10 protein-coding genes and 2 tRNA genes are annotated in these 14,038 nt (G+C 63.0%); 11 read left to right on the top strand and 1 reads right to left on the bottom strand.

The genetic code is table 11. From position 1 onward, the window contains the following. Positions 1 to 126: 126 nt before the first annotated feature. From prmB to AADX97_RS00920, 11 genes are all read left to right on the top strand, one after another. Entirely contained in the window at positions 127 to 1,053 is a 927-nt protein-coding gene (prmB, locus tag AADX97_RS00970) for a 50S ribosomal protein L3 N(5)-glutamine methyltransferase (RefSeq protein WP_374232770.1), read from the top strand. 202 nt (positions 1,054 to 1,255) lie between these two features. Next, on the top strand, positions 1,256 to 2,641 hold the full coding sequence (gene hemN, locus AADX97_RS00965) for an oxygen-independent coproporphyrinogen III oxidase (protein ID WP_374232771.1): 1,386 nt from the start codon (positions 1,256 to 1,258) through the stop codon (positions 2,639 to 2,641). Between the two features lie 11 nt (positions 2,642 to 2,652). After that, on the top strand, positions 2,653 to 3,966 hold the full coding sequence (locus tag AADX97_RS00960) for an AMP-binding protein (protein WP_374232772.1): 1,314 nt from the start codon (positions 2,653 to 2,655) through the stop codon (positions 3,964 to 3,966). A gap of 136 nt (positions 3,967 to 4,102) precedes the next feature. Further along, entirely contained in the window at positions 4,103 to 5,407 is a 1,305-nt protein-coding gene (gene tig / locus AADX97_RS00955; RefSeq protein ID WP_374232773.1) for a trigger factor, read from the top strand. Positions 5,408 to 5,529: 122 nt separating this feature from the next. Continuing rightward, positions 5,530 to 6,174, top strand: coding sequence for an ATP-dependent Clp endopeptidase proteolytic subunit ClpP (gene clpP, locus AADX97_RS00950; protein ID WP_374232774.1), 645 nt, complete (start codon positions 5,530 to 5,532; stop codon positions 6,172 to 6,174). A gap of 203 nt (positions 6,175 to 6,377) precedes the next feature. Further along, complete coding sequence (gene clpX, locus AADX97_RS00945; protein ID WP_093027001.1) at positions 6,378 to 7,652, top strand: ATP-dependent Clp protease ATP-binding subunit ClpX; 1,275 nt, start codon at positions 6,378 to 6,380, stop codon at positions 7,650 to 7,652. Between the two features lie 197 nt (positions 7,653 to 7,849). Further along, positions 7,850 to 10,309 carry an endopeptidase La gene (gene lon, locus AADX97_RS00940; RefSeq protein ID WP_374232775.1) on the top strand — a complete coding sequence of 820 codons (2,460 nt, stop codon included), beginning with the start codon at positions 7,850 to 7,852 and terminating at the stop codon, positions 10,307 to 10,309. A 173-nt stretch (positions 10,310 to 10,482) separates the two neighbouring features. Then, on the top strand, positions 10,483 to 10,755 hold the full coding sequence (locus AADX97_RS00935) for an HU family DNA-binding protein (protein ID WP_093027006.1): 273 nt from the start codon (positions 10,483 to 10,485) through the stop codon (positions 10,753 to 10,755). Between the two features lie 13 nt (positions 10,756 to 10,768). Continuing rightward, positions 10,769 to 10,844, top strand: a tRNA-Val gene (locus AADX97_RS00930). 39 nt (positions 10,845 to 10,883) lie between these two features. Beyond that, positions 10,884 to 10,960: transfer RNA gene (locus AADX97_RS00925), tRNA-Asp, on the top strand. 89 nt (positions 10,961 to 11,049) lie between these two features. Continuing rightward, positions 11,050 to 12,972 carry a SurA N-terminal domain-containing protein gene (locus tag AADX97_RS00920; RefSeq protein ID WP_374232776.1) on the top strand — a complete coding sequence of 641 codons (1,923 nt, stop codon included), beginning with the start codon at positions 11,050 to 11,052 and terminating at the stop codon, positions 12,970 to 12,972. Positions 12,973 to 13,054: 82 nt separating this feature from the next. On the opposite strand, the gene AADX97_RS00915 is transcribed toward AADX97_RS00920, so the two are convergent. Further along, positions 13,055 to 13,831, bottom strand: coding sequence for an enoyl-ACP reductase (locus AADX97_RS00915; protein ID WP_374232777.1), 777 nt, complete (start codon positions 13,829 to 13,831; stop codon positions 13,055 to 13,057). Positions 13,832 to 14,038 lie beyond the last annotated feature (207 nt).

Below are 14,038 nucleotides of genomic sequence, written 5' to 3'. Positions count from 1 at the left end.
GCCTCCCGGGGCTCGACCTGCGTGCGCCCCGTCTCGACCCGGTGCGGTGACGGGGCTGAACAGTGGCTCGCGGTAGTGGTATCCTGCAGCGCTGGATTCACTCACGCGTTCTCCTCGATACTTCGTATGGCCGAGCAGCCGGATGGTTTGATCACGATACAAGACTTCGTGCGGTGGGGCGCAAGCCGCTTCAACGCCGCAGGACTTTTCTTCGGTCACGGGACCGACAATGCGATCGACGAGGCCGCTCATCTGGTCCTTGGTGCGCTGACGTTGGATCCCGGATTGCCCGCCGCCTTTCGCGACTGCCGTTTGACGCCGTCCGAGCGGGTGTCGGTGTGCAACATATTGGAACGCCGGGTCGTGGAGCGTCTACCGGCCGCCTATCTAACCGGACGGACCTGGTTTGCCGGTCTGGAGATGATCGTGACCCCGGATGTCTTGGTGCCGCGCTCGCCGATTTCGGAGCTGGTCGAGGCCGGATTCGAGCCCTGGATCGACGGTGAGATCGTCGGTCGAGTACTGGATTTGTGCTGCGGAAGTGGTTGTATTGGCATTGCCTCGGCCGTGCATCTGCCGGACGTCGATGTCGACTTGGTCGACATCTCTCCCGGCGCCTTGGATGTGGCGAGACGCAACGTTTCACGCCACGGGGTCGAGGACAGGGTTCGCGTCTTTGCCTCGGATCTGTTCGAGTCCCTACCGAGCGAACGCTACGACGTCATCGTCTCCAACCCCCCGTACATCTCCCGCTCCGAGCTGGACTCCCTGCCGCTTGAGTACCGCAACGAGCCCGAGCTGGGCCTCCTGGGAGGCGAAGATGGTCTTGATCTCGTCCTGCGGATCTTGGCGGATGCCGCAAGCCATTTGACCGACGAGGGAATCTTGATCGTCGAAGTCGGGAGCGCGGCCCCCGAGCTCGAGCGCCGCCTGCCGAGCGTGCCCTTCACCTGGATCGAGTTCGAGCGCGGCGGGGAGGGCGTCTTCCTGCTGACGCGCGAGCAGCTCGATCGCCATCAGCTCGAGCTGCTCGAAGAGGCCACGGCCCGATGAGTTTGCCCTGGGCGGGAGGATCTGCCGTTCAAGGACCCGGCCGGCAAGTATGCGGAAGAGACTCCATTCCATACCCTGCCCAAACAGACCACCGAGCCGCACCGTCGCGGTCTCGATGGCGGCGGGGATGATGCCTGAGACAGGCGCTAAGAACATGGCCCAGCGGGTGTCGCAGCCGACCCCGCGGCCGGAGGGTTGAACGGTGGAGCAAGGTATTTCATTCGATCTGGATCTGATCCGTCGCTACGATCAAAGCGGCCCCCGGTATACCTCGTATCCGACCGCGGTGGAGTTCGACGAATCCTTCGACGCCGCGGCCTATCGCGCGGCCTGCGAGCGCAGCAATCACAGCGGTCGTCCACTCTCGCTCTATTTCCACATCCCCTTCTGCGACACCGTCTGCTTCTATTGCGCGTGCAACAAGATTGCGACCAAGGACCGGTCCTTGGCCCCGCCCTATCTCGAGCGCGTCTACAAGGAGCTCGCCCTGCAGTCGGAGCTGTTCGACAAGTCCCGCGTCGTGGAGCAGCTACATTGGGGCGGCGGCACGCCCACCTTCCTCAGCCACGCTCAGATGACCGAGCTGATGGACACGACGCGCCGGCACTTCAACCTGGTCGGAGACGATGTCGGCGAGTACTCGATCGAGATCGATCCACGCGAGGCCGATGCCGCCGGTGTTGCGCTGCTGCGCCGCCTGGGGTTCAACCGGATGAGTCTGGGTGTGCAGGACTTCGACCCGCGCGTTCAGCAGGCCGTGAACCGCATCCAGACCGAGACCGAGACCATGACCGTGCTCGAGGCGGCCCGCTCCGAGGGTTTCCGCTCGATCAGCATCGACCTCATCTACGGCCTGCCGTTCCAGACCCCAGAAAGCTTCGCGCGTACCCTCGAGCGCATCATCGCGGTCGATCCGGAACGCCTGTCGGTGTTCAACTACGCGCATCTGCCCGAGCGCTTCAAGCCGCAACGGCGGATCAACGAGGCCGATCTGCCGGCACCGGAGGCGAAGCTCGACATCCTTCAGTCGACGATCGAGCGCCTCACGGAGGCCGGCTATGTCTATATCGGCATGGACCATTTCGCCCGCCCGGACGACGAGCTGGCCCGCGCCCAGCAGGCCGGGACCCTCTATCGCAACTTCCAGGGCTACTCCACCCACGCCGACTGCGATCTGATCGGGATCGGGGTGACCTCCATCGGCAAGATCGACAACACCTACGGTCAGAATCGGCGAGGGCTGGAAGAGTACTATGCGGATCTCGACGCCGGGCGTTTGCCGGTCTTCCGCGGCATCGAGCTGACCCGCGACGATCTGATTCGTCGCGACATGATCACCCGTCTGATCTGTCACTTCGAGCTGAACATCCCGTCCGCCGAGGCGGCCTGGGACATCCGCTTCGACGAGTATTTCGCCGACGCCCTGATGAAGCTGCGCGACATGGCCGGAGACGGGCTGCTGGAGGTTGACGCGCAGAAGATCCGCATCCTGCCGCGCGGGCGTCTTTTAGTGCGTAACATCTGCATGGCCTTCGACGCCTATCTGGCCACCAAGACCGGGCCGATCGGCTTCTCGAAGGTGATCTGACGGCCTCCTCGATGGTGGGTACGCGCGTCGCGCCCGACATCCCCGCGCGCTTTCGGGTGACGGCGGCAAGGTTCGGCGAGTCGATCGGCGTCTGCTCCGATCAGGGTAATTGGAATTACGCCGCGCTCGATCGGGCCTCCGACGGGGTGGCCGGTGCGCTGGCCGCGGCCGGTATCCGGGAGGGCGATCGGCTGGGTCTGCTCTGCGGCAACGGTGCCGAGTTCGTCATCGCCTATCTCGGTGCGCTCAAGGCCGGCGGCACGCTGGTGTCGCTCAACCTTTTGCTGAATCCCAAGGAGATGGCCTACATCCTCGCCGACAGCGGGGCGGTCGGGCTCATCCATCACGAGGCGTTCGAGGCGGCCGCAGCCGCCGCGCTCGACGGCCCGACCGATGTGGCCGTGCGGGCGCGGATCGGCGCGACCCCCTCGGGCGATCCGGCGATGCTGGATTTCGCTGCCATGATGCGCAGCGTGGAGCCTGCGCCTGTCCGGGTGTGCAATCCGCAGCACGCGACCGCCGCGATCCTCTACACCTCCGGCACCACCGGTCGTCCCAACGGCGCGATGCTGTCCCACGCCAATCTGATTGCGAACGCCGACGGTGTCGCACAGGCGCTTGGGCTCGTACCGGCCGATCGCATCCTGGTCGTACTTCCGATGTTTCACGCCTTCGCCGCGACCGTCGGCGTGCTGACGCCGCTGCTGCACGGCCTCGGCATCGTGCCTGTCCCCAAGTTCGATCCGGGGGCGATCTCCACGGCGATCGGTCGCCACGGCGCCAGCGTTTTCCTCGGCGTGCCGAGCCTTTACGGCGTGCTGCTTCGGCTCGAAGCCGAGATGCTCGCGCACTGGCGCGGCGTGCGGGTCTGCGTCAGCGGAGGCGCGGCCATGCCCGCCGCGCTCATGACGGCGTTTCAGGAGCGTTTCGGTATCCCGATCCTCGAAGGCGATGGCCCGACCGAATGCGGCCCCGTGACCTGCGTGAATCCGATCGCGGGCGTGCGCAAGCCCGGCTCGATCGGGTTGCCGATCCCCACGGTCGAGACCCGAATCCTCGATCCCGACGGCCGGGAGGTGCCGGAGGGCACCTACGGCGAGGTCTGTGTCCGCGGCCCGAGCGTGATGCAGGGTTATCACAATCAGCCCGAGGCGACCTGCGAGAGCTTTTTCGACGACTGGTTTCGCACCGGCGATCTTGGCTATCGCGATGCCTTGCCCAAGAACGCGGCGGGTAAGATCCTCAAGCGCGAGCTACGCCGCTCCGGTGAGCATGAGCGGGGGGCGATATGGCGCGAGCTTCAGGGTGATTCGATAGCGTGGTGATGTGGTGATCCGATAGCGTTCGCGACGGCCGGCCCGTGCGTTATAATGGAAAGCTTTTATACGGTTCGGGTGTCTGCGCCCGATCCAAGATTCAACAACCTACGGACCCTCTCGGCGAGGGGCCTAGCGGAGAGACATGATGCAGGTTTCGGTGGAGACGGGCGAGGGACTGGAGCGACGGATGAAGATCGAGCTGCCTTTCGAGCAGGTCGCTGCCGAGGTGGATAAGCGCTTGCAGAAGCTCGGTCGCAGTGCACGTCTGCCCGGATTCCGGCCGGGCAAGGTCCCGATGAAGGTGCTGCGTCAACGCTATGGCGAGGCCATGCATCAAGAGGTCTTCGGCGAGCTTGTCGAGTCCAGCTTCTCCGAGGCGCTCATGCAGGAATCGCTGCGCCCCGCGGGGATGCCGCGCATCGAGCCGGCGATCGACCCGGTCGAGCAGCGTTTCGGTTACACGGCGATCTTCGAAGTCTTGCCGAAGGTCGAGGTCGCATCCCTGGCCGGACGCGCCGTGAAGTACCCGGTCGCCGAGATTACCGACGAGGATATCGATGCGATGGTCGAGCGGCTGCGCCGACAGCACGCAACCCGGCAACCCGCGGAGCGAGCAGCCGCGACGGGCGATCTTCTAACTATTTCCTTCATCGGAACCCTTGATGGCGAACCCTTCGAGGGCGGTTCGGCCTCCGAGGTCAAGCTCGAGCTGGGGTCGGGCCGAATGATCCCCGGGTTTGAAGATGGCTTGATCGGCGCTTTGGCCGGCGAGCAGCGCACGCTCGATCTGGTGTTCCCCGAGTCCTACCAGGCCGAGCATCTCGCCGGCAAGCCGGTGCATTTCGAGGTGACCGTCGATGCGGTGGAAGAGTCCGTTCTGCCCGAGGTCGATGCGACCTTCATCGAGGCATTCGGCGTCGCCGACGGGGATATCGCGCGTTTTCGCGAGGACGTGCTTCAAAACATGCAGCGGGAGATGAAACAGCGGCTCGACGCCCGCAGGAAGGATGTCGTGATGAATCTGCTCCTTGATGCCCACGAGATCGAGCTGCCCGGCGTCTTGGTCCAGGAGGAGATTCGTACGATGAAGGGGCAGATGCTCGAGTCGCTCGGTTCGAAGGACGTGGCGATCCCGGACGGAATCTTCGACGAAGCCGCGAAGCGACGTGTCGCGCTCGGTCTCGTCATCGGCGAGATCGTGAAGCAGCAGGGGCTTCGCCCCGACGCGCAACGGGTGCGTGCGGCGGTCGAGGAGAACGCCTCGACGTACGAGCATCCGCAGGCGGTTGTCGATTATTTTTACTCCGACCCCAAGAATCTCGCGTCGGTCGAGAGACTTGTGCTCGAAGGTCAGGTCGTCGATTGGGTGCTGGGGCAGATCGATGTCGATGAAGAGGTTCTGACCTTCGCTCTGTTGTCCGAGGCGGGCTCCCGCCCGGGCTTTTGACGGCGGCGGGATGACGGGCCGATATCCGTACGTCGCACAGGTCACACATCCGCTCGCAGCGATACTCTGCGATCGGGCGTCGGTTTTTACTCTGAACGCGGTTTAAGACGATGAGACATCCTATGAGCTATTCCTCGATCCGTTCGGATTGGCAGCCCTCCGGCCTGGGGCTGGTGCCCATCGTCGTCGAGCAGACGGCGCGCGGCGAGCGTTCCTTCGATATCTACTCGCGGCTGCTCAAAGAGCGTGTCATCTTCCTCGTCGGTCCGGTCGAGGATCACATGGCGAATCTCGTCGTGGCTCAGCTCCTTTTCCTCGAGTCCGAGAACCCGGACAAGGACATCCATCTCTACATCAACTCGCCCGGTGGCTCCGTCACGGCGGGTTTGGCGATCTACGACACCATGCGGTTCGTCAGGCCCGACGTCAGCACCATGTGCATCGGTCAGGCGGCCAGTATGGGCGCCTTGCTGCTGGCGGGCGGTGCGGCGGGCAAGCGCGTCTGCTTGCCCCATTCGCGCATGATGATCCATCAGCCCTTGGGTGGGTTCCAGGGCCAGGCGACGGATATCGACATCCATGCGCGCGAGATTCTGTATATTCGCGATCGACTCAACCAAATCCTTGCCCATCACACGCATCAGCCGATCGAGAAGATCGCGGACGATACCGAGCGTGACCGCTTCATGAGCGGCGAGGAGGCCGTGGCATACGGCTTGATCGATAAGGTGATCGACGAGCGCGGTCCGGCGCCGGGGAAGGCATGATTTCGATCTTCTGTGCAGGTCGCGAATATCCGGCTTCGGATCGTCGCTCTGCGCCGGATACCGCGGATCGGATTCCGGGCCCCGTGGTGACGGGGGGAGTCGTCACCATCTTGCCATCCAACAGCAAACCGTTATGATTAAGTTTGCGCCCTCAGGGAGGCTATCATCCTGAAATCAACCGACCGCACGGAGACTCGACCGCGATGAGTGGAAACAGCCACGGCAAGAGCGACGACGGGAAACTACTCTACTGCTCGTTCTGCGGCAAGAGTCAACACGAGGTCCGCAAGCTCATTGCAGGCCCATCCGTTTTCATCTGCGACGAGTGCGTCGAGCTCTGCAACGACATCATTCGCGAAGAGATGCAGGACGGTGTCGGCGAGGCGACCAACAACCTTCCCAAGCCGCGCGAGATCAAGGCGCGGCTCGATGAGTTCGTGATTGGTCAAGAACAGGCCAAGAAGGTTTTGTCGGTGGCGGTCTACAACCATTACAAGCGTCTTGAGGTCGCCGAGGCCAAGGAGGACATCGAGATCGCCAAGAGCAACATCCTCTTGATCGGCCCGACCGGGTCGGGCAAGACGCTGCTGGCGGAGACCCTCGCCCGACTGCTGAATGTGCCCTTCACGATCGCCGATGCGACGACCTTGACCGAGGCCGGCTATGTCGGCGAGGACGTCGAGAACATCATCCAGAAGCTGCTTCAGAAGTGCGATTACGATGTCGAGAAGGCGCAGACCGGCATCGTCTATATCGACGAGATCGATAAGATCTCCCGGAAATCGGACAATCCCTCGATTACCCGTGATGTCTCCGGCGAGGGCGTCCAGCAAGCCTTGCTCAAGCTGATCGAAGGCACCGTCGCCTCGGTTCCCCCGCAGGGCGGGCGCAAGCATCCGCAGCAGGAGTTTCTGCAGGTCGATACCTCCAACATCCTCTTCATCGTCGGTGGGGCCTTCGCGGGTCTGGACAAGGTGATTCAAAACCGCTCGCGCAAGACCGGGATCGGCTTCGCCGCCGAGGTTCACAGCCAGGACGACCGACGTCAGATCGGCGAGCTCTTGAGTGCGGTCGAGCCCGAAGATCTCATCAGGTACGGTTTGATCCCCGAGTTTGTCGGTCGACTCCCGGTCATGGCGACCTTGGAGGAGCTCGATGAGCCGGCACTGATGCGGATCTTAACCGAGCCCAAGCACGCCCTGGTCAAGCAGTATCAACGACTCTTCGAGATGGAGGGCGTGGGACTCGAGCTTCGCGAGGACGCCCTGCACGGGATCTCGCGCAAGGCTATGGAGCGGAAGACGGGAGCGCGCGGTCTGCGAACCATCATGGAACAGGTGCTCCTGGATACCATGTACGATCTCCCATCGATGGACCACGTCGGCAAGGTCGTCATCGATGCATCGGTGATCGCGGGCGAAAACAAGCCGTTTCTGATCTACGAAGGTCTGGAGAAGCAGGCCGTCGCGGCCGACTGAACCTCGCTCGTCTTCCTCGTGCCCCGCAGCCGATGCGGGCACCGACCGCACCGGGTTTTTGTTGAAGTCGGCTCGGTGCGCCCTGATCCTATCCTTAGAAAAACTACTCCACCGACGCCCCGAGCTGATGTCCTCTCGCGAGCCGCAGCGACAACAATCGCAGGCTCGGGTCGTCCACTTCACGAGAACGGATCCACATGGCGCACCACGATTCAGTATCCAGATCGGTATCCGGGACCTTTCAGGAGGTCCCGGTCCTCCCATTGCGGGACGTCGTCGTCTATCCGCATATGGTGATTCCACTGTTTGTCGGCCGAGACAAATCGATTCGCGCGCTCGATGCTGCGATGGCGAGCGACAAGCAGATCCTGCTGATCGCCCAGAAGAGCGCCGATGTCGATGATCCGGGTGTGAAGGATCTTCATGAGATCGGAACCCTGGCCAACATCCTGCAGTTGCTCAAGCTCCCCGACGGTACGGTGAAGGTCTTGGTCGAGGGCAATCAGCGGGCGCGGATCGACCGTTTCCTGACGACTGAAAGCTCCTTCTCGGCCAACATCGAGCCGATGGACGAGACCTTGGATGTCGACGAGCGCGAGCAGGAAGTGCTGATGCGCTCGGCGGTCACGCTGTTCGACCAGTACGTAAAGCTGAACAAGAAGGTGCCGCCGGAGGTGCTCACCTCGCTCTCGAGCATCGACGAAGCGGGTCGGCTCGCCGACACCATGGCCGCGCACATGTCGTTGAAGCTCGATGAAAAGCAGCGCGTTCTGGAGATGATCGACATCCAGGCGCGCCTTGAGCACCTGATGGGTCTGATGGAGTCCGAGAACGATATCCTTCAGATGGAGAAGCGCATCCGCGGGCGTGTGAAGCGTCAGATGGAGAAGAACCAGCGCGAGTATTATCTCAATGAGCAGATGAAGGCGATCCAAAAGGAGCTCGGCGAGCTCGAGGATGCGCCGAACGAGATCGAGGATCTGGCCAAACGCATTGAGGCCGCGGGGATGCCGCGCGAGGCCAAGGCCAAGGCGCAGGGCGAGCTCAACAAGCTCAAGCTGATGTCGCCGATGTCGGCCGAGGCGACGGTGGTGCGTAACTACATCGACACCCTGGTCGCGGTGCCTTGGAAGAAACGCACGCGCATCCGCAACGACATCAAGGTCGCCGAGTCGGTTCTGGACAAGGACCACTACGGTCTGGAGCGCGTCAAGGAACGCATCCTCGAATATCTCGCGGTCCAGCAGCGGGTGCGTAAGCTCAAAGGCCCCATCCTTTGTTTGGTCGGCCCGCCCGGTGTGGGCAAGACCTCGCTTGGCCAATCCATTGCGCGGGCGACCAACCGTCAGTTCGTGCGCATGTCGCTCGGCGGCGTGCGCGACGAGGCAGAGATTCGCGGCCACCGCCGGACCTACATCGGTGCGTTGCCCGGCAAGATCATCCAGAATCTCTCCAAGGCCGGCTCTCGCAACGCCTTCTTCTTACTCGACGAGATCGACAAGATGGCGATGGACTTCCGCGGCGACCCCGCCTCGGCGCTGCTGGAGGTCCTGGATCCGGAGCAAAACCACACCTTCAACGACCACTATCTTGAGGTCGATTTCGATCTATCCGAGGTGATGTTCGTTGGCACCGCAAACACACTGAACATCCCGCCGGCGCTTCTCGACCGGATGGAGGTGATCCGTCTCTCGGGGTATACCGAGGACGAGAAGGTCGCCATTGCCGAACGTTATTTGCTCCCCAAGCAGATGAAGAACAATGGTCTGAAGGACGGCGAGGTCGTGATTCGCGAAAGCGCGTTGCGCGATATCATCCGTCACTACACGCGCGAGGCCGGCGTACGCAGTCTCGAGCGCGAGATCTCCAAGATCTGCCGCAAGGTCGTCAAGGAGGTGCTGCTCAAGAAACGCGATACGGCCACGACGGTTAGTGCGAAGAACCTGGACAAGTACCTGGGTGTGCAGCGTTTTCGGTACGGCCGTGCCGACGAGCACGACCAAGTCGGCCAGGTCACCGGGCTGGCTTGGACGGAGGTGGGCGGCGAGCTCCTTCGGATCGAGTCGGCCTTGGTGCCCGGCAAAGGCAAGTTCACCTACACGGGGCAGCTTGGCGACGTGATGCAGGAGTCCATACAGGCCGCGATGACAGTCGTGCGCTCGCGCGCCGACGCGCTCGGGGTCCCCCCGGACTTCCACAACACGCTCGACGTGCACATTCACGTGCCCGAGGGGGCCACTCCCAAGGACGGCCCGAGTGCCGGCGTGGCGATGTGTACGGCGCTGGTGTCCGCCTTGACGAAGATCCCGGTGAAGGCAAGTGTCGCTATGACCGGCGAGATCACCCTGCGCGGGGAGGTCCTGCCGATTGGCGGGCTGAAGGAGAAGCTTCTCGCGGCGCACCGGGGCGGCATCGAGACGGTGATCATTCCGCTCGAGAACGAGCGGGATCTCACCGAGATTCCGAAGAACATCAAACAGCATCTGCACATCCATCCGGTGCGCTGGATCGACGAGGTTCTCGACATCGCGCTGACGAAACACCCCGAGCGTATCGCTGCCGAGGCCGACGGAAGCGATCCAATCGCGGTCGACGAGGACAAGCGAGAGGCTTCTGCCGAGCCTGTACGCGATCAGACCGCTCGACTCCACCATTGATAACAGCAAAAAGCCGGTTGCCCTCGTCTGGACTCCGATTTAGCATGCAGCGCAGGTCGGTCGGGCCGCTGAGGCGGTGTCGCGGTCGCGCTTCATCGGACGGAAGCCGGTCTCGGTTTCCTCGGCGTCGGGGCGTGCTTTGGCGCAAAGTGAACGAATCAACAGGGGGAGCAATGAATAAGTCGGAACTCATCGAAAAAATGGCGGACGCCGCGGACATCTCGAAGGCTGCGGCGGGGAAGGCCCTGGATGCCTTCACCGATGGCGTCGCCGGTGCGCTCAAAGCGGGCGATACGGTCTCCCTGATCGGCTTCGGAACCTTCGCAGTGAAGGAGCGCGCTGCGCGCACCGGTCGTAATCCTCAGACGGGTGCGGCGATCGAGATTAAAGCGTCGAAGACACCTTCATTTAAGGCTGGCAAAGCCCTCAAGGACGCGGTACAATAATCGTTAGTCTGAAGGGTGCTTAGCTCAGCTGGGAGAGCATCGCCCTTACAAGGCGAGGGTCGCAGGTTCGATCCCTGCAGCACCCACCAAGTGCCTAGGAGCCATCGTGTTTCCGGGCCAAGTTTTTCGGAGCGGTAGTTCAGTTGGTTAGAATACCGGCCTGTCACGCCGGGGGTCGCGGGTTCGAGCCCCGTCCGCTCCGCCATCACTGCCCGTCGGGTATACCTCCTTCGGTAAAACCGACTTCTATCCCGGATCCATCCTCCATCGCCCCAACCAGCAGTTGAAAGCCTCATGCTTCAAGCCATTCGGGAACGCGCCCAAGGCTGGCTCGCCTGGGTCATCGTTGGACTCATCAGTATTCCGTTCGCCCTCTGGGGTATCCAGTCTTACCTGGGTGTCGGGGGTGAGCCTGTCGTCGCCAAGGTCAACGGGGCCGAGATCACCGACCGCGATTTGAGCCGGCGTGCTCAACAGGCGCGCATCGAGCTGCGCGAGCGTCTCGGCGCGGCCTACGATCCTGCGCTCTTCGAGGAAGGGCGTCTGCGTGCCGAAGTCCTCGACGACATGATTCGGCAAACGCTACTGCTGGATGTGTCCAACCGCATCGGCATGCGGGTGTCGGACGAGGAGGTACGCGTGCAAATCCTCTCGGAGCCTGCCTTTCAGCGCGACGGCCGGTTCGATCGTGAATCGTACGAGCGTTTGCTCCGTCTCCAGGGCCTTTCTCCCGCGCAGTTCGAGGAGCAGCTGCGTCAGCAGTTGATCGGAAACCAGTTGTTGCGCGCCGTTGTGGGAAGCGAGCTGATCACGAGCCGGGAGCTCGACGATTATCGGCGACTCGCCGGTCAGACCCGAGAGCTCTCGTATGCCGTCATGCCCGCGGCGGATTTCCAAAGCGACGCGCCGATCGGCGAGGACGAGATCCAAGCCTTTTACGAGGCGAACGCGGCGCGTTTCCAAAGCCTGGAAATGGTCAAGTTGGATTATCTGGTGCTTGATGTCGCAGAGCTCGCGAAGGGTGCCGAGATCGGCGACGACGAGCTTCTGCGGGTCTACGAGCAGGATCAGGAACGCTTCGGTCAGCCCGAGCGGCGCAGCGTGCGTCATCTTCTCGTGACCGTTCCGCAAGACGCGGACGAGGCATCGGCGCAGGCCGTCGAGGCGCAGGTGCAGTCCATTCGGGAGCGGATCCTTGCGGGCGAGGCGTTCGACGAGGTCGCGCGCTCCGAGTCGCAGGATCCCGGAAGTGCGAGCGAGGGTGGATCGCTCGGAACCATCGAGCAAGGCATCATGGATCCGGTGTTCGATAGGGTTGCCTTCGCGCTTCCAGAAGGCGAGCTCAGCCTGCCTGTTCGCACGCGCTTCGGCTATCACCTCATCCAGGTCACCGAGATTTTTCCGCCGGAAGTGAAGCCGTTCGACGAGGTCAAGGAAGAGCTTCGCGCCGAGGTCTCTCGCCAGCGTGCCGAATCCCTGTTCTACGATCTCGGCGAGCGGCTCGCCAATGTTGCCTACGAAACCCCGGATAGCCTGGAGCCTGCGGCCGACGAGCTTGGTCTGACACTTCTGCAAAGCGATTGGATCGGCCGCGCGGGTGGGGAAGGCGTCCTCGGTCATCCTCGGGTGACCGGCGCCGCGTTTAGTGACGAGGTTCTCGTGGGTCGCAACAATAGCGATCTCATCGAGCCCGAGCGCGATGTCCTTCGCGCCGTCGTCTTGCGTGTTGCGGATCACCGTATGGCGGCGGTTCGGCCGCTCGAGGAGGTGCGGGACGAGATCCTCGAGGAGCTGCGTTCGGAGCGCGCGCGCGATGCGGCTCTGCAGGCGGCCGGCACCGCTGTGGAGCAGCTTCGGCAAGGCGGGAATTGGGCCGAGGCGATGCCCTCGGTGGAAGTCCAGACCCCAGGTTCCGTGGGTCGAGATCTTCAGAGTGTTCCGGCGCCGGTTCGGCAGTTGGCGTTCACTCTGCCTGCACCCGTCGACGGCGCGCCAAGCGTCGGCACGACGGTGCTGGAGAACGGAGACGTGGCGGTGATCCAAGTGACCGGGGTCAAGGATGGCGAAACGAAACTGTCGGAGGATCCTTCGCCCACATCCGAGTCCGAGATGCTCGCGCAACTGCTCGGGCGTCACCTCTACGACGGGATGCTCGGGGACATGCAGTTGCGGGCCAAGGTGGAGCGCAATCCGATCAAGATGGCATCCGACTTCTGACCCGACCATCGCTCCAGGGTCCGCAGGTCCACAGCGGGCGGTCGCTCGGCGGAGCGACTTGCCCGGCCGCCTCGTCGTGACCCTAGAACAAACCCAGGATGTGGTACCCGGTGTCGACGTACAGCACGTCTCCCGTAATGCCGCTCGCCAGATCCGAGCAGAGGAAGGCGGCGGCATTTCCCACCTCTTCGATACTGACGTTGCGCCGCAACGGCGTGCGCTCCTCGACCTTCTTGAGCATGTCGCGAAAATCCGAGATTCCCGCTGCGGCAAGCGTGCGGATCGGACCGGCGGAGACGGCGTTCACGCGCGTTCCGTGCGGTCCGAGCGATGCCGCGAGATAACGCATGTTCGCCTCGAGACTTGCCTTCGCCACACCCATGACGTTGTAGTTGGGAACGGCCCGAACCGCGCCCAGATAGGTCATGGTGACGAGCGCGCCGTTGCGTCCCTGCATCATCCCGCGACTTGCTTTGGCTAGTGCGGCAAAGCTGTAGGAGCTGATGTCGTGGGCAGTCGCGAAGCCTTCGCGCGTGACGGCATCGACATAGTCGCCATCGAGCTGATCGCGCGGGGCGAAGGCCAGCGAATGGACGACCGCGTCCAAGCCGTCCCAGCGCTCGGCGAGCGCGTCAAACAGTGCCTCGATCTCGCCGTCACTGCCGACGTCGAGCGGAAAGGTCAGATCAGAGCCGCACTTGGCCGCCATGTCTTCGACGCGGGACTTGAGCTTGTCGTTCTGATAAGTTAAGGCGATCTCGGCACCCTCGCGGTGCATCGCCTCGGCACAACCCCAGGCGATGGATCGGTTGCTGGCGACCCCGGTGACGAGGATCTTCTTTCCGCTTAGAAATCCCATGGCTCGATATCTCTTCCGTTCAGTGGGCGGCGCCGGGTGGCGCGCAGGTGGGTTGGGGCGGGAAGGCCGTGCGCGGCTAAATCTACCCTGAAAGTTGTCTGCACGATCGTCCGTAGGTCGAGCTCGGCACCCTCCCGGGTGCGTTTGGCGATACGCCCGCCTCGGCGGGATTTCCTCGCTGCCGATGCAATTACTCTCCTTACCCCC

It is taken from the genome of Thiocapsa sp. C2-2m, from assembly GCF_041903745.1.
Lineage (GTDB): Bacteria > Pseudomonadota > Gammaproteobacteria > Chromatiales > Chromatiaceae > Thiocapsa > Thiocapsa roseilacustris.
Note: the sequence above shows the minus strand (reverse complement) of the source record. Positions and strands in the feature narration are given on the sequence as shown.

Bases quoted from the DNA above. Each gene is read 5' to 3' on its own strand.
- prmB (WP_374232770.1), top strand. From the start codon at position 127: ATGGCCGAGCAGCCGGATGGTTTGATCACGATACAAGACTTCGTGCGG.
- AADX97_RS00960 (WP_374232772.1), top strand. From the start codon at position 2,653: ATGGTGGGTACGCGCGTCGCGCCCGACATCCCCGCGCGCTTTCGGGTG.
- tig (WP_374232773.1), top strand. From the start codon at position 4,103: ATGATGCAGGTTTCGGTGGAGACGGGCGAGGGACTGGAGCGACGGATG.
- clpP (WP_374232774.1), top strand. From the start codon at position 5,530: ATGAGCTATTCCTCGATCCGTTCGGATTGGCAGCCCTCCGGCCTGGGG.
- clpX (WP_093027001.1), top strand. From the start codon at position 6,378: ATGAGTGGAAACAGCCACGGCAAGAGCGACGACGGGAAACTACTCTAC.
- lon (WP_374232775.1), top strand. From the start codon at position 7,850: ATGGCGCACCACGATTCAGTATCCAGATCGGTATCCGGGACCTTTCAG.
- AADX97_RS00935 (WP_093027006.1), top strand. From the start codon at position 10,483: ATGAATAAGTCGGAACTCATCGAAAAAATGGCGGACGCCGCGGACATC.
- AADX97_RS00920 (WP_374232776.1), top strand. From the start codon at position 11,050: ATGCTTCAAGCCATTCGGGAACGCGCCCAAGGCTGGCTCGCCTGGGTC.
- AADX97_RS00915 (WP_374232777.1), bottom strand. From the start codon at position 13,831: ATGGGATTTCTAAGCGGAAAGAAGATCCTCGTCACCGGGGTCGCCAGC.